This is a genomic window from Pseudomonas sp. GL_093 (assembly GCF_057837605.1).
Genome location: NZ_CM174448.1, coordinates 2,014,650 through 2,032,274 on the forward strand (window position 1 = coordinate 2,014,650; position 17,625 = coordinate 2,032,274).

Below are 17,625 nucleotides of genomic sequence, written 5' to 3' on the forward strand. Positions count from 1 at the left end.
TCTTGCGGTGTTTCTTCTAATGAACATAACCCACGTCGTCTGGGACGTGGAGATGGGCGTATCCTTCGCCCTTATTCAACAGGAATTAAAATGAGCGAAAGCTTTGCGGAACTCTTTGAAGAAAGCCTAAAAACCCTGAACCTTCAGGCAGGCTCCATCATCACCGGTGTTATCGTTGATATCGATTACCAAGCTCGCTGGGTAACCGTTCACGCTGGCCTGAAGTCTGAAGCACTCATCCCGCTTGAGCAGTTCTACAACGATGCTGGCGAACTGACTATCAACGTCGGTGACGAAGTTCACGTTGCTCTGGACTCGGTTGAAGACGGCTTTGGTGAAACCAAGCTGTCCCGTGAAAAAGCCAAGCGCGCTGAATGCTGGATTGTTCTGGAAGCAGCCTTCGCAGCCGAAGAAGTGGTCAAGGGCGTTATCAACGGTAAGGTTAAAGGCGGCTTCACTGTCGACGTTAACGGCATCCGTGCGTTCCTGCCAGGTTCTCTGGTTGACGTCCGTCCTGTGCGCGACACCACGCACCTGGAAGGCAAAGAGCTGGAATTCAAGGTCATCAAGCTTGACCAGAAACGCAACAACGTTGTCGTTTCCCGTCGTAGCGTCCTCGAAGCCGAGAACTCCGCTGAGCGTGAAGCTCTGCTGGAATCCCTGCAGGAAGGTCAACAAGTCAAAGGTATCGTCAAAAACCTCACCGATTACGGCGCATTCGTCGATCTGGGTGGCGTCGATGGCCTGCTGCACATTACCGACATGGCTTGGAAGCGTATCAAGCATCCTTCCGAAATCGTCAACGTTGGCGACGAGATCGATGTCAAGGTTCTGAAGTACGATCGCGAACGCAATCGTGTTTCCCTGGGCCTCAAGCAACTGGGCGAAGATCCATGGGTTGCTATCAAAGCCCGTTACCCAGAAAGCACTCGCGTTACCGCTCGTGTAACCAACCTGACCGACTACGGCTGCTTCGCTGAGCTGGAAGAAGGCGTTGAAGGCCTGGTACACGTTTCCGAAATGGACTGGACCAACAAGAACATCCACCCTTCGAAAGTCGTACAAGTCGGCGACGAAGTGGAAGTTATGGTTCTGGACATCGACGAAGAGCGTCGTCGTATCTCCCTCGGCATCAAGCAGTGCAAATCTAACCCATGGGAAGATTTCTCTGGCCAGTTCAACAAGGGCGATAAAATCTCCGGCACCATCAAGTCGATCACCGATTTCGGTATCTTCATTGGTCTGGACGGCGGCATCGACGGTCTGGTTCACCTGTCCGACATCTCCTGGAACGAAGTGGGCGAAGAAGCCGTTCGCCGCTTCAAGAAGGGCGACGAGCTGGACACCGTTATCCTGTCGGTTGACCCAGAGCGCGAGCGCATCTCCCTGGGTATCAAGCAACTGGAAAGCGATCCGTTCTCCGAGTACGTTCAAGAGAACGACAAAGGCGCAATCGTTAAAGGCATCGTGAAAGAAGTTGACGCTAAAGGCGCCATCATCACTCTGGCCGACGATATCGAAGCGACTCTGAAAGCCTCCGAAATCAGCCGTGACCGCGTTGAAGACGCGCGCAACGTTCTGAAAGAAGGCCAGGAAGTAGAAGCCAAGATCATCAGCGTTGACCGCAAGAGCCGTGTAATCCAGCTCTCCATCAAGTCGAAAGACGATGCAGAAGAGAAAGAAGCAATCCAGAGCTTGAAAGACAAGCCTGCTGCTGACATCGCTGCTGGTCCTACCACTCTGGGCGACCTGTTGCGTGCACAAATGGAAAAACAGAACTAAGTTCTGTCAGACCATAGAAAAAGGGCGACTTCGGTCGCCCTTTTTTGTGCCTGGAATTTGGTGATTTTGATGGTTTTGCGGTGCTGCGATTGTTTGCCGTGAAACCAATCGTCCCGGCATGTTGTCTCTTTCTTTAATCGGATCAATCGTTTATTTGCAGCTAGTCTGTAGTTTGTAGCGAACGACCGTCGGGCGGCGCATCCGGCCTAAGGAAGTGAATGAACAAACTCATTGTCGTCATAGCAGTACTGACACTGGCAGGCTGTACCACTAATGCCAAAACTCACGCGGTGCGTGGGGTCAGTGGCATCGAGATCGATTGTTCGGGGCTGGGGTCGGGATGGGAGAAGTGTCGCAAGCGAGCGAGCAAGGAGTGCAAGGCGGCGGGCTACAAAGTTGTAGCCAGGTCCGATGATGCCAAAGACGAGGATGAGTACCCCTTTGGCTTTAATCCCGCAGGCTACCTGACGCGCACCATGCTGGTGATCTGTAGATGAGTCCGTGAGAGCACGATCAGTGTTTCGATGCGCTGGAGGAGTGCATCTCATTGCTGGTGGAGTATGTCAAAAACTCGGGCTGTTCAAATTCATCCGGGCGTGCTAAAACCTTTGAAGCGCTGATCTAGCTGCTTGAAAAAGAAGGGAAAAATATGACGAAGTCGGAGTTGATCGAACGAATTGTCACCCATCAAGGGCTGCTCTCATCCAAGGATGTGGAGCTGGCCATCAAGACCATGCTCGAACAAATGTCCCAATGTCTGGCCACCGGTGATCGCATCGAGATCCGTGGGTTTGGCAGCTTCTCCTTGCACTACCGCGCACCGCGCGTAGGTCGCAATCCAAAAACCGGTCAGTCCGTCAGCCTCGACGGCAAGTTCGTGCCGCATTTCAAGCCCGGCAAAGAATTGCGCGATCGTGTGAACGAGGACGAGGAGGAAGGGCTTTGACGGCCTCCGTTATTCAAGGAACCGCTCATGCGTAACCTCAAGCGCGTACTGCTCGCCGTATTCGTCCTGTTGCTGATTTTGGCGATCCTGGCGTTCGTTCTCGAGAATCAGCAATCGGTTTCCCTGCTGTTCCTGGGTTGGGCGGGGCCGCAACTACCGGTATCGCTGGTGATGGTTATTGCGCTGCTGATCGGGATGGTGATCGGGCCGATTCTTGGCTGGTTTCTGGGGCGTACGTCCAGAGTTTCACGCAAGCGCCTTGTCTGATTGTGACCAAGGCGTGGCGCACGTCGAATTTGCACCTATGCTCGTCCATATCCATTAGTGGAATCTTTATGAAGCTGTAATATGCTGCGCTTGTTGAAATGGTGGCGTATTGCCGATTCGGTTCACACTGACTCCCTGTCAGTAACTCCAAAGGTATGGTTTCGCGTGAAAATTCTAGTAACCGGCGGCGCGGGATTTATCGGTTCGGCAGTCATTCGACATATCATCTCCAGCACTACCGACTCTGTCGTTAACGTCGATAAGCTTACTTACGCCGGTAACCTTGAGTCATTGGCCGAAGTTAGCCAGAACTCGCGTTACGTGTTCGAGCGCGTCGACATCTGCGATCGTGATCAAGTCGACCGTGTTCTGCGTGAACACCAGCCGGATGCGATCATGCACCTGGCCGCTGAGTCCCACGTTGATCGCTCGATCTCTGGTCCGTCTGAGTTCATCCAGACCAACATCATCGGCACTTACACCCTGCTGGAAGCTGCGCGCCACTATTGGGCGGCGCTGGATGATGCGCGTAAAGCCAACTTCCGCTTTCACCATATTTCGACTGACGAAGTTTACGGAGACCTCGAAGGTCCGGAAGACCTCTTCACCGAAACCACACCGTATCAGCCAAGCTCGCCGTACTCCGCGAGCAAGGCCAGTTCCGATCACCTGGTTCGCGCCTGGAGCCGAACTTACGGTTTGCCGACCCTGGTCACCAACTGCTCGAATAACTACGGCCCATGCCATTTCCCTGAGAAGTTGATCCCGCTGATCATCCTCAATGCACTGGAAGGCAAGCCACTGCCGGTCTACGGCAAAGGCAACCAGGTCCGCGATTGGCTCTACGTCGAAGACCACGCCCGCGCGCTGTACAAAGTCGTGACCGAAGGCGTTATCGGCGAGACGTACAACATCGGTGGCCATAACGAAAAGCAAAACATCGAAGTGGTGCATACCCTGTGCGCACTGCTCGACGAACTACGTCCCGATTCTGCTTATCGTCCACATGCCAGCCTGATCACCTATGTTCAGGATCGCCCGGGCCACGATCAGCGTTACGCAATCGATGCCAGCAAAATTCAGCGTGAACTGGATTGGGTGCCGGAAGAAACTTTTGAAACCGGCATCCGCAAAACGGTCGAGTGGTACCTTAACAACACTGAATGGGTCGCTCACGTAAAGAGCGGTAGCTACCAGCAGTGGATCGACCAGAACTACTCCGATCGTTCGATCACGGCATGAAAATCCTCCTGCTTGGAAAAAACGGTCAAGTGGGGTGGGAGCTGCAGCGTTCCCTCGCGCCGCTGGGTGAGTTAATCGCCCTGGACCGTCATGCGGTTGATGGCTTGTGCGGAGATCTGTCCGATCTCGATGCCTTGCGCGCAACGATCCGTCAGGTCAAGCCCGACGTCATCGTCAACGCTGCGGCCTACACTGCCGTCGATAAAGCCGAGTCCGAGACCGAGTTGGCCGACCGTGTGAACGGTCAGGCAAGCCAAGTCATGGCCGAAGAGGCCGCGACTCTGGGGGCCTGGCTGATTCACTACTCGACTGACTACGTCTTCAGCGGCCAGGGTTCTGCGCCGTGGCAAGAGTCAGATGCAGTGGCCCCGGTTAATCACTACGGCGCCAGTAAACTGGCCGGCGAACAGGCGATTACCGCGTCGGGCTGCAAGCATCTGATCTTCCGCACCAGCTGGGTGTATGGCGCTCGCGGCAACAACTTCGCCAAGACCATGCTGCGTTTGGCCAAGGATCGCGAAACCTTGAGCGTCATCGCCGACCAGATCGGAGCTCCGACGGGGGCAGACCTGATTGCCGACGTGACCGCGTTGGCCATTCAACAAGTTCTGCACCGTCCCGAGTTTTCGGGCTTGTATCACTTGGCGGCCAGTGGCGAAGTGTCGTGGCACGGCTATGCTAGCCATGTGATCGGCTTCGCCCAAGACAATGGCGAGCAGCTTGCCGTAACGGCGATCAATCCGATTGAAACGACGGCTTATCCAACACCTGCGCGCCGCCCTCTGAATTCGCGTTTGAATACTCAGAAGCTGCGTGACAATTTTTCTCTGCGCTTGCCGGATTGGCAAAGTGGCGTAACCCGAATGCTTAGGGAGATTCTGAATAAATGACCACGGCAAATCGTAAAGGCATCATCCTCGCTGGTGGTTCGGGTACACGCCTGCATCCGTTGACCCTCGGCGTGTCCAAACAGATGCTGCCGATCTACGACAAGCCGATGATCTTCTATCCGTTGTCGGTGCTGATGCTCGCGGGTATGCGCGAAATCCTGATCATCTCCACCCCGGAGGATTTGCCTAGTTTCCGGAAATTGCTGGGTGATGGAAGCCTGTATGGCATCAAGCTTACCTACGCCGAACAGCCTAGCCCGGATGGTTTGGCGCAAGCCTTCATCATTGGTGAAGAGTTCATCGGCAAGGACCCTTGCTGTCTGATCTTGGGAGACAACATCTTCTACGGACAGAGCTTCTCGGAAAACCTGCGTTCCGCGACCAATCAAGAGCAAGGCGCGACTGTATTCGGCTATCACGTATCTGATCCTGAGCGTTTCGGAGTTGTGGAATTCGACGCTACCGGTCGGGCGCTGAGCATCGAAGAGAAACCGCAGAAGCCCAAATCCAACTACGTGGTGACAGGCCTGTATTTCTACGACAACAAGGTCATCGAAATCGCCAAGAGCATCAAGCCGTCCGCACGCGGCGAGCTGGAAATCACCGATGTCAACCGTGCCTATCTTGAGGGGGATGAGCTGAACGTCGAAATCCTTGGCCGCGGTTTCGCATGGTTGGACACGGGTACTCACGAGTCGCTGCTTGAGGCTAGCCACTTCGTACACACCATCGAGAAGCGTCAAGGGTTTAAAGTTGCCTGCCTGGAAGAGATTGCTTACAACAGCGGGTGGATATCTGCAGCTGAGCTGTCAGCTCAGGCAGTGCGGCTTGGAAAGACGGGTTATGGGCAATACTTGAAAAAACTTTTGGAGACACCTGGCCGCTGAGATTTGATCGATACAGGTGGTTGATGTTATTTTGATGGCCACCAATTGAAACACTTGTTTGTTTTCAAACGTTTTTTTGCCTCCAGCCTTCCGCATCAGTTATTAATTCCCGGTACTAGCTGTAGAATGGCCGGCAGAATTATCTGATCCTGCTCCGCATTGCATTTCAACCTCCAATGATCCGCTTTCCCTTTCCAAAGGAGACAGCATTGTCTAGATTGCCTCCAATACACAGTGTTGCAGGTAGAGGCATCCGATGAATGCTGGAGCAAGGTAATTAGAGCGATACCAGGCATGACGCTAGCGGGTTTGGATCGAAGCTGAGCTGTCATCCTGGGGACAGGTTCAACAAGAATTTGCATCGATTACGATGCAGGAATGACCGGAAATATAACTGAGCCCCGCTTTCTGGACGTATCTGCCAGAAGGGGGATTAAGGATTTAGAGCATGGAACTGATTCCCGTAATTTTGTCTGGCGGAGTGGGCAGCCGGTTGTGGCCTGTTTCTCGAGAAGCCCATCCAAAGCCGTTCATGGAGCTGCCAGATGGCCAGAATCTAATCCAGAAAACCTTCCTTCGTGCCTCGCGCCTGGAAGGTGTAGTGGAAGTTCTGACGGTGACCAACCGCGAACTCCTGTTCAAGACCGAAGACGAGTACGGCGCAGTCAATACAGCCAAGCATGCTCAAGGTTTCATCCTGGAACCTTTTGGTCGTAACACCGCTGCTGCCGTCGCCGCTGCTGCGCTTCAGCTGGAAACGACCCATGGTCCTGATGCTCAGATGCTGGTGCTGGCGGCTGACCATCTGATACAAGACGAAAAAGCCTTTGCTGCGGCCGTAGCCAGCGCCATGACGCTGGCGGCCGAAGGTTGGCTGGTTACCTTCGGGATCCAGCCGACGTACCCTGAAACAGGGTTTGGCTACATCGAAGCGCAAAAAAATGCTCCGCTGAAGGGCGGCCTGAAAGTGGCGCGCTTTGTCGAAAAACCCAATCTTGACACCGCGCAAAGTTATGTCGCTGCAGGCAACTACTACTGGAACTCCGGGATGTTCTGCTTCCGGGTGGGCACTGTCCTCGAAGAGCTTCGTCAACATGCTCCGGACGTAGTGGAAGCGGTCAGCAGGACGATTGAAGTATCGCGCCTTACATCATCCGCCAAGTACCGTTGCCTGGCGCTGGATGCTGATGCGTTCGCCGAGGTTCCGGATATCTCCATCGACTACGCGTTGATGGAGCGTTCCTCTAAAGTTGCGACCGTTCCCTGCGACATCGGCTGGAGCGACATTGGTTCCTGGAACGCCGTCAGTGAGCTGACCGAGCCTGACGAGAACGGTAACCGCTTTGAAGGCGAAGTGCTCTCTCATAACTCGCGCAATAACTACGTTAACAGCGAAGGTCGGCTTACCGCGCTGGTCGGTGTCGAGGACTTGCTGGTCATCGACACTCCGGACGCGGTGATGATTGCTCACAAAGACCATGCCCAAGACGTGAAACATATCGTCAATCAGCTCAAGGCCTGCAGTCACACGGTTCATTTGCTTCACCGTACGGTGCATCGCCCTTGGGGCACCTACACAACGCTGGAAAATGGCGAGCGATTCAAGATCAAGCGCATTGTGGTCAAGCCGAAGGCATCGTTGTCCCTGCAAATGCATCACCACAGAAGCGAGCACTGGATCGTCGTCAGCGGGATGGCAGTAGTGGTCAACGACCAGCAAGAGCTGATGTTGAACACTAACGAGTCCACGTTTATTCGTGCTGGTCATCAGCATCGCTTGATGAACCCGGGTGTTATTGACCTGGTGCTGATCGAAGTGCAGAGCGGTGACTATCTGGGCGAAGACGACATTGTTCGTTTCGAAGATAATTATGGTCGTGAAACTTCGACAGGTGTTTAAGCTTGTGAAATCAACGAAATTCAGTGTTGTTATTCCAACCTTCAATTCCGCTAATACGATATTGTCAACTCTTGAGTCGTTAAGCGCCCAAAAGTGGACGTCGCTTGAGGTGATTATCGTAGATGGTAAATCTACTGATAATACGTTGGCTTTAATCAGTAATTATGCTGATCTGAATTGTGTAGTGGTCAGCGAAAAAGATCGCGGTATATATGATGCCATTAATAAAGGTATCAGGATGTCGACCGGCGATCTGATCTGCATCATTGGCTCAGATGACAGCCTTGCTGACGGTGCATTAAAGGCCATAGATGAAGCGTGGAGAAATGACCCTGCGGATATCGTTGCTGGAAAAGCACTGCTGGTTAAGCCCGACGGTAGTTCATCTCTCCGAAAAGACGAAGCTTATGGCCCGGGCGCTTTAATCAGCGGAATTCCTTTTTGCCATAACGCGATGTTTGTAACACCTGCTGCGTACCAGCGGGTGGGTGAGTACAGTCTCGACTATAAAATTTGCGCAGATGCTCATTGGGTCCACAGATCCATCGTCGCGGGGTGCCGGTGTGCCCGTGTTGATTCGGTAATTGTTAATTTTAGTCTTGATGGAACGTCATCGAACAATGATGAGTTAATCATGTCTGAAACCTATAGTTTAGTGAGGGGAAATTTTCCGGTCCTCTCGCAGTCAGATGCTGAGACTGTGTTTAAAGTCGTAAGGGGATGGATTGGGGAGGAAAGCCTGCCCTCTGTACTTTCCAAGTATAAAGATAACAGCGCGCTTGTTAGCGCTGTCGAGACCGCAATGGCTGCCAAGTATGATACAGAGCTCTCAGAGGGTGATAGTGCAGTTCCAAAGCGGCGAGCAAAAGGAAAGTTTTCGTTGTTTGTTAGGGCTGCGCTGACGAAATTGTCAGTATTTATCCAATCATAGAATTTTAAAAAATACATGAAAATTTCTTTTGTTATCCCAGCTTATAACTCCGCTGCCACACTGCAACGATGCGTAGATTCAATATTGAAACAGCCGTTTAATGATTACGAGGTAATCATTATCAATGACGGTTCCACGGATGCCACGCAGCAGATTATAGATACATATAAAAGTCTTGATAGTCGGGTGTTTTCTTTCACTCAGACTAATGCTGGCCAGGGAGCGGCACGCTCGTTTGGGATGAAACAGGCAGTAGGCGATTATATATGGTTTGTTGATAGTGATGACTGGTTACTGCCTTCCGTGATGCCTAGAATCAGTCGAGTGCTGAGTCAGTTGCGTCCCGACGTATTTGTAGCAAATTTCGAATTTGCATTCGATGATAAACCCGAAATGCCTTCCAGTTCTGTACCTGGGCATTTAGTGGGTAAGATTATCAACCCGACAGACGATGCCTCGACATTTGCGACAGTTTCATGTTGGAGTACTCCTCCTTGGAGATTGATAGCTACGCGTAAGCACCTGCTTGAACATAAGATAGAGTTTGAGCACGGTGTGTTTTATGAAGATCACCCTTTTGCAATCCACTTAATGTTGACTGCGAGCCGGGTTTACGTTGATGGAAGCATTTCATATGCTTATTACCAACGCCAGGACTCAACGACCAAGGTTAATGATCGTAAGGCAATGGACTTTTTAACTGTCAGAAAGTCGTGCTTGGATTTATTTGAAAAGTATGGTCAGAGGGATCGTCTCGCGCCAATCGTGGCTGGTTATATAGCGCCTTTAAATTTTTACAATGCACATGTGGCAGATGCATATAAAGTTGAGTTTTTGCACCGTTTGTATGATGAGATGTCTAAAAGTGATGTGGCGTTTGCTCGTCTTCATGGTGATGAAGGAGTTATAGCATTAGTAGATGCGTTGGAGAGCAAGAACCCTGATTTTGGGAAGACTCTGCTTGAAGGAAAAGTTCGATGTAACAGGTATACACTTGCCGGCGCCAAGCGTTTTGCAAAAAGAATTCGAGCCGGGTTAATTCGACGACTGGTACAGAAAGCCATAAAAATCAGGAATATGGCGGGTGAGTTTCAGCATATCGGGGTGGATCTAAGCGGGAAGCGCTTTTTGAGAGCGGGCGCGGGTACAAGACTTGAGGCCCTGTACATCGATGTACGTGTAGATATTCAAAATCGTCCTTACGTAAATATTGGTGAACACAGCCATGTAGGTGGCACTTTTGTCTTTGAAAGAGGTGTGGGCGAAATTACCATCGGTAATAGGAGTTCAATTGGTGGTGGGTGCAAATTTATCTGTACGCAGGAGGGGGGGATACATATTGGTAACAATGTGATGCTCTCTTGGGATTGTACGGTTATGGATTCTGATTCACACTCTCTTAATCCAGAACTCCGTGCTTCTGATGCGTACGACTGGAAAGCTGGGGTAGATGCTAACCGTATCGGTGTTTATAAAGATTGGTCTCAGGTAGCTTCCGCTCCTATCCATATTGAAGATAACGTATGGGTAGGGTTTGAATCGGCTATATTGAAAGGTGTTCACATCGGAAAGGGTGCAATTATCGGGGCGCGTTCTATGGTGACGCGCAACGTCGCCCCTTTTTGTATTTATGCAGGTACTCCAGCTAAGTTTATAGGTTTTGTTCCGCGCGACAATTGGAGTTGGGAGGAAATAATTCACGCCTCCCAAGGAAACCCTAAGGACCAGCAGATGTTGATGGATGCGTATCTGCACAGGGACTTGCTCGGGTCACTTAACAGATTCCGTGCTACAGAAGAATTTAGCTTCACATTGCAGGAATTACGTAAACATGCGCCTGAAGCGAAGACTATCGTTGATATTGGTGGCGCCGGTGGCGTTATGTCTGTCGCACTAGCTCTGGAAGGTTACTTGGTGACACTGGCTGAGCCGTCTAGTGACAATATAGTTGGCACGCAAGCGGCGGAACAATTAGTGCGCTTGGCTTGCGCGTCGCTAGATCCGACTGTTAAGGATCGTATTACTATCAGGCAAATGGCCGTTGAAGATCTGGATGGAAGCCAATTATTTGATGTCGCTTATTGTCGACAAGTGGTGCACCACTTCAGAGATCCTGTGAAAGCCTTGCAGAAAATTAACGATAGTCTCACTGTAGGAGGCGTCGCACTTCTTGTCAGAGAACACATCGTTTTTGATGATGAAGATAAGACAAGCTTCTTGTCGAACCATCCTTTCCATAAATACACTGGTGGAGAGAATGGATATCGCGCCGATGAGTATGAGTCTTTCATTGAACAAGCGAAGTTTAAGTTAGTGGAAACTTTAACATTTGCCAGCAGTCCTATAAATTATTTTCCCCATACAAAGGAGATTGCTGAGTCTATTTCTGAAAAGGAAATTGCAGGGCGCCCTTATACCTTTATCGCAAAAAAATCCGAGGTGTACCAATGAAACACTTGATTTTAGGATCTACCGGTTTTATTGGTGCAGCACTTTTTAGATCAATGCGCTCTTCGGGTCTGGATGTAATGGGGGCCGATATTTGCGATTCAACTGAAATGCCGTTTATACGCTTCGACGCATTGAATCCGGATTTTAAAAGTCTGGTTAAGGAAGCTAAACCTGATGTAGTTATCAATTGTACGGGCGCCGCGAGTGTTCCAGATTCCTTCACTGCCCCGTTACACGATTACCTGCTCAATACCGCACGGATTGCTGAGATGTTAGAAGCAATTCGTCTTTGTGCGCCCACTGCTAAGTTCGTGCACTTTTCGAGTGCGGCTGTCTATGGGAATCCTGAAGTTAGCCCAGTGGCTGAAACGTGCAAAGTGAAACCGTTATCACCGTATGGTTGGCACAAATTTCATGCTGAAAATATCTGTCAAGAATATTATGAAATGTTTGGGGTTGAAACTATTTCACTGCGAGTGTTTTCGGCATTTGGGCCGGGTCTAAAAAAGCAGATATTTTGGGATATTTATAATAAAGCACTGAAAAGTCCGACACTTGAGTTGTTCGGGACGGGGCATGAAACCCGGGATTTTATTTATGTAGATGATGTTGCGAAGGCTGTAATGTTTGTGATCGACAAAGGCTGTTTTGATGGCCGAGCGGTGAATGTTGCCAGTGGAATAGCGTCGACTATTCGTTGTGCGGCAACGAGCTTGCTTTCATCGCTGGGACTGCAAAAAGCGATAGTGTTCAGCGGCTCTGAACGACTCGGTGATCCTTTAAATTGGCAGGCAGACATACAGTACTTGAGTTCTTTGGGTTACACCTCCGACTTCACACTTGAGCAAGGCTTGGAAAAAGTGGCTGCCTGGATGCACAAGCAATAATTTATTTTTATATTTTCGATGCAGTAGGAGCAAGGCCGTGTTTAAGCGTCCAGTAATTGGTGTGCCATTTAACTATGACGAGAGCTGGATAGGCGGTACATATTATATAAAGAATCTCATTAGTTCTTTGAACGAGATTGCAGATCGTGAAAAGCCAGATGTTTGGATTATTAGTCATTCGAAAGAGTCTTTTGATTTTATTAATGATGGTACCGGGTATCCGCGCCTGAACTGGATAAAGCCAGCTAATATAGCCAATATCGATGGCGGGATATCGAGGCGAACAAGATTATTGTCTTGGTTGACTCCGCGTTTTTTTAAAAAACAAATGAAATTCGATTTGATATTTCCCTATCCTATCGATACAAGCATGCAACAAACTGCTTGTTGGATACCTGATTTCCAAGATAAGCGTCTTCCTGATTTTTTTAGTGCAGATGAACTTGCTGCACGGGATGCTCAACATAGGCAATACTTTCAAAATTATCAGCATCTTGTTTTTAGCAGTGAAGCCGTCAAGGCTGATTTTAATGAGTTTTTCCCTGGTGCGGACGTTAATCAGTACGTAGTCAGGTTCGCTACTTTTGAGAGTCGGTCGACAGAAAAGAGCAAGGTTGAGATCCTGCAGAAATACGGATTGCCGGAAACTTTTTTTTATTGCCCTAATCAATTTTGGATTCATAAGAACCACGACGTCGTTATAGACGCTGTAGATCTGCTTAAACAGCGTGGAGTGAACGTAACAGTAGTGTTTTCTGGTAAAGAACATGATCACCGAGCTCCAGATCATACATCTAGACTCAAAAGCAAGGTTGAAATGTTGGGGTTGGCTGACAATATTCTATTCTTGGGTTTTATTCCTAGAGATGACCAGATGATTATATTTGAGGCGGCAACTTGCATTGTACAACCTTCATTATTCGAAGGGTGGTCTACAGTGATTGAGGATGCGAAATCTGTATCTCAGTACGTGATTGCTTCAGCGATACCCGCCAATATCGAGCAATCCACAAAGAATGTTGATTTTTTTGAGCCTCATGACTCAGGGCAACTTTCCAAACTGTTGGAAAAATATTCACAAATGCCACCGCGGCGAGAAGATTTGAATTACAACGAAGCTCAAGTAGAATTTGCAAAATCGTTCATGCGCCTTGTATCTTCTGTTCAGGTCGCCAATAGCAAAAACTAATATGTACTAATGTGCAGGAAAAAATTTTGAATACTGGGTTGATGACAGGCGTTCGATCAATGCTCCGTAATAGGAGTCTGATTTTTCAGATGACGCGGCGCGATATATCAATGCGTTATAAAAATTCATTTTTTGGTGCGTTGTGGATGGTAGGGCAACCGCTATTGCAGCTGCTATTGTATGGCTTCGTGTTTCAAGTTGTCTTGAAGTCGCGGTGGGGTATTCAGACTCCCTCCGGTGAAGATATTCCCTTTGGGCTTCTATTGTTTTGCGGCATCTTACTTCATGGTCTACTAGCAGATACTTTGGTGCGAGCCCCCTCGTTGATCATTAGTAATACTTCGTATGTGAAGCGCGTTATATTTCCACTCGATATTTTACCTGTGGTGAATGTCTTGAGTACGGGTGTGGGTATCCTATTCGGCATCCTCATCTTGATTGCTGGCGTCTTATACTCAACTGGAGGGATCTCCTGGGGCATTTTACTGCTGCCGATTCCAATTGGCGGTTTACTCATGTTCACCGTTGGGGCTGGCTGGTTATTAGCGGCGATAGGCGTTTATTTTCGAGACCTTTCACAGATTACAACCAGTCTTGCCACGATTATGCTGTTTACTGCACCTATTTGTTATCCGGCCGAAATGGTGCCTGAAAAGTTTAGATGGCTGATGAACATCAATCCATTAACAGTTCCTGTGGAAACTGTTAGAGCTTTGGTGTTCGCTCATGATGCAGTCAATTGGCAACTTATGGGAGTGTATCTCGCCATAAGTGCATTGATGTGCGTACTTGGGTATTTTATCTTCCATAGATTACGAACAGGATTCGCTGATGTCCTCTGAAATTGCTATTAGTATCAACAATGTTTCTAAGTTGTATGATATTTATAAGACGCCAATGCAGCGCATCAAAGGGCTGCTTTTTCAGAACCTCAATAAGCGTAGTACCTTTCAAGCGCTGCATCCGTTGTCTTTTGATATTCAGCGTGGTCGGTTCTTTGGGATTATTGGTCAGAATGGCAGCGGTAAATCCACGCTTTTACAGATTATAAGCGGCATTTTGATGCCCACAACAGGCCAGGTGCAGGTCAAAGGCCGAATAGCAGCGTTACTTGAGTTGGGCGCTGGATTTAATCCAGAATTTACCGGTCGTGAAAACGCTAGATTGAATGCTCAGATTTTGGGCGTTTCAGGAGCGAAATTTGACCAGGTATTTCCGGAGATAGAAGCTTTCGCGGATATTGGCGAGTTTATAGATAGTCCGGTAAAGGCTTATTCCAGTGGTATGTTTGTTCGTCTTGCTTTTGCTGTACAAGCCTGCATAGATCCGGATGTGTTGATTGTCGATGAAGCCTTAGCCGTAGGTGATATTTTCTTTCGTCTAAAGTGTTATGAGCGACTGGGAAGGCTTCGTGAGAAAGGCTGTACGGTTATACTTGTTACTCATAGTATGGATGATGTAATGCATTACTGTGATGAAGTGCTACTTCTTCACAAGGGAGAAGCCCTTTTTATTGGTAATGCCGCTGACGCGATCAACAAGTATTATGCGCTTGGTCATGTAAGTGCAAAAAAATTAATCAATGAAGATGCCGCCAGGATGAACCAGGTAGCAAGCCACATGGTAGATGATGAATCGGTTGACGATGCGATCGCTTCCGACCTCTCGTGGGTTGACGGGACTATGATTGATGTGCGGGGCCGTGAGCAGACGGGGGATGGTGCTGTCGTGTGTACTTGTATCGGATTGGTAAACGTCGACGGTAAGCCCTGCCAAGTTTATTATCAGTACGATGTAATGAAGGTTCATGTCGAATTTAAAGTTCTGGCTGACTTAGAGACTCCTGTCGTAGGGTTTGTATTGCGGACAGACAAGGGCGTCATTGTGCACGGGCGCAACACTGGGCAGTGCGGTTCTTCGGTACCTGAGATGGTCAGAGTTGGACAGCGAGTGCGGGTGACGTTTGATATCCCATTGGACTTTGCTTCTGGTGAGTACATATTGGATGTTGGCTTTGCGACCTGGCCTAGGCTCTTGCATGCCAATCTTGAAAGAGCATCGATGACCGAGATTGAGTCTGAATCTATTAGGCATTGCGTTGTTTCGAATGTTTTTAGTTTCTCGATAGTGCCCACGGGACACCTTGGGTATAACGCTCAGCCATTTTATGGGCTTGCAAGCGTCAAGTCAGATGCTGTATTGACCGTTAGCGATTAATGGGATAATGAATATGTCGCAACGTCAATCGCTGGGTGTGCTTGTAAGGCAGTTTTTCCATGTAAGGCTTGGCGTTTTAAGGCAGCATGCGGGTAAGCTAATTGCTCCATCCGCTTATTCGGTAGAGGCTGTTGTACACCAAGAAATGCCATTGATTTCAATAGTTATTCCTTCGTTTAATCAGGGGCAATATATAGGGAGGACGTTGCAGAGCATTTTGAGTCAAGCGTACTCCAATATTGAAATTATTATCCAGGACAACTGTTCGACAGATAATACTTCAGAGGTGGTAGCTTCTTTTTCTTCTGATAAGATTGCCTTTCATTCTGAGAAAGATAGGGGGCAGGCGGACGCGATAAATAGAGGTTTTCAGAAGTCGTTAGGTCAAATACTGCACTATCTTAATTCTGATGACGTGTTGTTGCCCAACTCATTGAGCTTTATTGTGCGCGAATTCGAAAGAGTTCCCCATATGGATTGCATATATGGTAACCGGCTTATTATTGATGAAGCGGATCGTTTGGTCGGACGATGGGTATTGCCCTACCATGACGATAATTTGCTACATTCCATAGATTACATTCCTCAGGAAACACTATTCTGGAGGCGTTCACTTTGGACTCGCATAGGTGGACGTGTTGATGATACACTGTCATTTGCCTTGGATTGGGATTTGCTGTTGCGTTTTGTGAGGAATGGTGCGCATTTTAGGCATATACCTTATTTTCTTGGTGCATTTCGTATTCATAGCGATCAAAAGACTACCAGTCAGTACGAGCAAATTGGGCGTGCTGAAATGATGAAGGTTAGAGCCCGGTATCCACAAGGCTTGTTGAGCCGATGGCTGATGCCGATCAGGCATTTATGTTTTTTACTAAGTCACATTCGCGCAGACAAGAAGTCGATGAGCAATGTGGCTGATTGAGCGTATATTTTGGAGGGTAATATGAAGGTTGCACTGATTACTGGCGTCACAGGTCAAGACGGCGCTTATCTGGCTGAGTTGCTTCTGGGTAAGGGGTACGAAGTGCACGGTGTTAAAAGGCGAACGTCGCTTTTTAACACTGACCGTATCGATCATCTCTATCAAGATCCGCATGTTAAAGACCGGAATTTCATCCTGCATCACGGTGACCTGACCGACTCTACTAGCTTGATTCGCATCATCCAGCAGGTGCAGCCGGACGAGATTTACAATTTGGCAGCACAGTCACACGTCGCTGTTAGTTTCGAAGAGCCTGAGTATACTGCGAACTCCGACGCCTTGGGCGCTCTTCGTATACTTGAAGCTATCCGCATTTTGGGATTGGAGAAGAAGACCAAGTTCTATCAGGCTTCAACTTCCGAGCTATACGGCTTGGTCCAGGAAACACCACAGAAAGAAACAACTCCGTTTTACCCTCGTAGCCCTTATGCCGTCGCGAAACTGTATGCTTATTGGATCACAGTGAACTACCGTGAAGCGTATGGCATGTATGCTTGTAATGGTATTTTGTTTAACCATGAATCACCTGTTCGGGGTGAAACCTTTGTAACTCGGAAAATCACCCGTGCACTAGCGCGTATTAAGCTAAATTTGCAAGATTGCTTGTACCTAGGCAATTTGGATGCCAAGCGAGATTGGGGGCATGCACGTGATTATGTTGAAATGCAATGGCTTATGCTTCAACAGGAAGTTGCGGAAGATTTTGTAATTGCAACGGGTATTCAATACAGCGTCCGCGACTTTGTTGATGCGGCCGCTAAAGAGCTTGATATCGTCATTACCTGGAAAGGGCAGGGGGTAGACGAGAAGGGCTACGATGCAACGGGTAAATGTATTGTAGAGGTTGATGCACGTTATTTCCGCCCGGCGGAAGTTGAAACGCTGTTGGGTGATCCGTCTAAGGCCAAGAATAAGTTGGGCTGGACGCCGAAAACGACTTTTGCTGAACTCGTTTCTGAGATGGTCAGAGAAGATCTGAAGGCGGCTGAACGCGATGAACTGGTTAAGAGTCACGGTTACAACGCATTCAACTATCACGAGTGATTTCGAT

16 protein-coding genes are annotated in these 17,625 nt (G+C 48.9%); all 16 read left to right on the forward strand.

The annotated features are described in order from the left end of the window. Positions 1 to 90 precede the first annotated feature (90 nt). The 16 genes from rpsA (at position 91) to gmd (ending at position 17,618) form a co-directional block, all read left to right on the forward strand. Positions 91 to 1,782 (forward strand): 30S ribosomal protein S1, encoded by a 1,692-nt coding sequence (gene rpsA, locus AC3IUE_RS09125; protein ID WP_033055812.1) that lies wholly within the window; start codon positions 91 to 93, stop codon positions 1,780 to 1,782. 218 nt (positions 1,783 to 2,000) lie between these two features. Beyond that, the gene (locus AC3IUE_RS09130; protein WP_111450708.1) at positions 2,001 to 2,279 is read left to right on the forward strand and encodes a hypothetical protein; all 279 of its coding nucleotides are present in this window, start codon (positions 2,001 to 2,003) and stop codon (positions 2,277 to 2,279) included. Between the two features lie 152 nt (positions 2,280 to 2,431). Beyond that, positions 2,432 to 2,728 carry an integration host factor subunit beta gene (gene ihfB / locus AC3IUE_RS09135; RefSeq protein WP_003369729.1) on the forward strand — a complete coding sequence of 99 codons (297 nt, stop codon included), beginning with the start codon at positions 2,432 to 2,434 and terminating at the stop codon, positions 2,726 to 2,728. Between the two features lie 27 nt (positions 2,729 to 2,755). Beyond that, positions 2,756 to 2,995, forward strand: a complete 240-nt coding sequence (locus AC3IUE_RS09140) for a LapA family protein (RefSeq protein WP_489266846.1) — start codon at positions 2,756 to 2,758, stop codon at positions 2,993 to 2,995. 165 nt (positions 2,996 to 3,160) lie between these two features. After that, positions 3,161 to 4,237, forward strand: coding sequence for a dTDP-glucose 4,6-dehydratase (gene rfbB / locus AC3IUE_RS09145; protein WP_489266848.1), 1,077 nt, complete (start codon positions 3,161 to 3,163; stop codon positions 4,235 to 4,237). Next, the gene (gene rfbD, locus AC3IUE_RS09150) at positions 4,234 to 5,127 is read left to right on the forward strand and encodes a dTDP-4-dehydrorhamnose reductase (RefSeq protein ID WP_489266850.1); all 894 of its coding nucleotides are present in this window, start codon (positions 4,234 to 4,236) and stop codon (positions 5,125 to 5,127) included. Before rfbB ends, rfbD begins: the two co-directional genes overlap by 4 nt. Beyond that, positions 5,124 to 6,014 carry a glucose-1-phosphate thymidylyltransferase RfbA gene (gene rfbA / locus AC3IUE_RS09155; RefSeq protein WP_489266852.1) on the forward strand — a complete coding sequence of 297 codons (891 nt, stop codon included), beginning with the start codon at positions 5,124 to 5,126 and terminating at the stop codon, positions 6,012 to 6,014. The genes rfbD and rfbA overlap by 4 nt, the downstream gene beginning before the upstream one ends. Before the next feature lie 448 nt (positions 6,015 to 6,462). After that, positions 6,463 to 7,914, forward strand: a complete 1,452-nt coding sequence (locus AC3IUE_RS09160) for a mannose-1-phosphate guanylyltransferase/mannose-6-phosphate isomerase (RefSeq protein WP_489266854.1) — start codon at positions 6,463 to 6,465, stop codon at positions 7,912 to 7,914. Positions 7,915 to 7,918: 4 nt separating this feature from the next. Beyond that, positions 7,919 to 8,845 (forward strand): glycosyltransferase family 2 protein, encoded by a 927-nt coding sequence (locus tag AC3IUE_RS09165; protein WP_489266856.1) that lies wholly within the window; start codon positions 7,919 to 7,921, stop codon positions 8,843 to 8,845. A gap of 15 nt (positions 8,846 to 8,860) precedes the next feature. Next, a complete protein-coding gene (locus AC3IUE_RS09170; protein WP_489266858.1) occupies positions 8,861 to 11,296 on the forward strand; it encodes a glycosyltransferase in 2,436 nt (811 codons plus the stop codon). Further along, the gene (locus AC3IUE_RS09175) at positions 11,293 to 12,183 is read left to right on the forward strand and encodes an NAD-dependent epimerase/dehydratase family protein (protein ID WP_489266860.1); all 891 of its coding nucleotides are present in this window, start codon (positions 11,293 to 11,295) and stop codon (positions 12,181 to 12,183) included. The genes AC3IUE_RS09170 and AC3IUE_RS09175 overlap by 4 nt, the downstream gene beginning before the upstream one ends. Before the next feature lie 37 nt (positions 12,184 to 12,220). Continuing rightward, positions 12,221 to 13,372, forward strand: coding sequence for a glycosyltransferase (locus tag AC3IUE_RS09180; protein WP_489266862.1), 1,152 nt, complete (start codon positions 12,221 to 12,223; stop codon positions 13,370 to 13,372). Between the two features lie 89 nt (positions 13,373 to 13,461). Beyond that, positions 13,462 to 14,214, forward strand: a complete 753-nt coding sequence (locus AC3IUE_RS09185; protein WP_489268775.1) for an ABC transporter permease — start codon at positions 13,462 to 13,464, stop codon at positions 14,212 to 14,214. After that, complete coding sequence (locus AC3IUE_RS09190) at positions 14,204 to 15,589, forward strand: ABC transporter ATP-binding protein (protein ID WP_489266864.1); 1,386 nt, start codon at positions 14,204 to 14,206, stop codon at positions 15,587 to 15,589. The genes AC3IUE_RS09185 and AC3IUE_RS09190 overlap by 11 nt, the downstream gene beginning before the upstream one ends. 13 nt (positions 15,590 to 15,602) lie before the next feature. Next, a complete protein-coding gene (locus tag AC3IUE_RS09195; protein WP_489266866.1) occupies positions 15,603 to 16,514 on the forward strand; it encodes a glycosyltransferase family 2 protein in 912 nt (303 codons plus the stop codon). Positions 16,515 to 16,535: 21 nt separating this feature from the next. Beyond that, entirely contained in the window at positions 16,536 to 17,618 is a 1,083-nt protein-coding gene (gene gmd, locus AC3IUE_RS09200; protein WP_489266868.1) for a GDP-mannose 4,6-dehydratase, read from the forward strand. The last annotated feature ends 7 nt before the right edge of the window (positions 17,619 to 17,625 follow it).

Coding starts and splice junctions, on each gene's coding strand:
- rfbA (WP_489266852.1), top strand. CDS start 5,124: ATGACCACGGCAAATCGTAAAGGCATCATCCTCGCTGGTGGTTCGGGT.
- AC3IUE_RS09170 (WP_489266858.1), top strand. CDS start 8,861: ATGAAAATTTCTTTTGTTATCCCAGCTTATAACTCCGCTGCCACACTG.
- AC3IUE_RS09140 (WP_489266846.1), top strand. CDS start 2,756: ATGCGTAACCTCAAGCGCGTACTGCTCGCCGTATTCGTCCTGTTGCTG.
- AC3IUE_RS09190 (WP_489266864.1), top strand. CDS start 14,204: ATGTCCTCTGAAATTGCTATTAGTATCAACAATGTTTCTAAGTTGTAT.
- ihfB (WP_003369729.1), top strand. CDS start 2,432: ATGACGAAGTCGGAGTTGATCGAACGAATTGTCACCCATCAAGGGCTG.
- AC3IUE_RS09130 (WP_111450708.1), top strand. CDS start 2,001: ATGAACAAACTCATTGTCGTCATAGCAGTACTGACACTGGCAGGCTGT.
- AC3IUE_RS09160 (WP_489266854.1), top strand. CDS start 6,463: ATGGAACTGATTCCCGTAATTTTGTCTGGCGGAGTGGGCAGCCGGTTG.
- gmd (WP_489266868.1), top strand. CDS start 16,536: ATGAAGGTTGCACTGATTACTGGCGTCACAGGTCAAGACGGCGCTTAT.
- rpsA (WP_033055812.1), top strand. CDS start 91: ATGAGCGAAAGCTTTGCGGAACTCTTTGAAGAAAGCCTAAAAACCCTG.
- AC3IUE_RS09185 (WP_489268775.1), top strand. CDS start 13,462: ATGACGCGGCGCGATATATCAATGCGTTATAAAAATTCATTTTTTGGT.
- AC3IUE_RS09195 (WP_489266866.1), top strand. CDS start 15,603: ATGTCGCAACGTCAATCGCTGGGTGTGCTTGTAAGGCAGTTTTTCCAT.
- AC3IUE_RS09175 (WP_489266860.1), top strand. CDS start 11,293: ATGAAACACTTGATTTTAGGATCTACCGGTTTTATTGGTGCAGCACTT.
- rfbD (WP_489266850.1), top strand. CDS start 4,234: ATGAAAATCCTCCTGCTTGGAAAAAACGGTCAAGTGGGGTGGGAGCTG.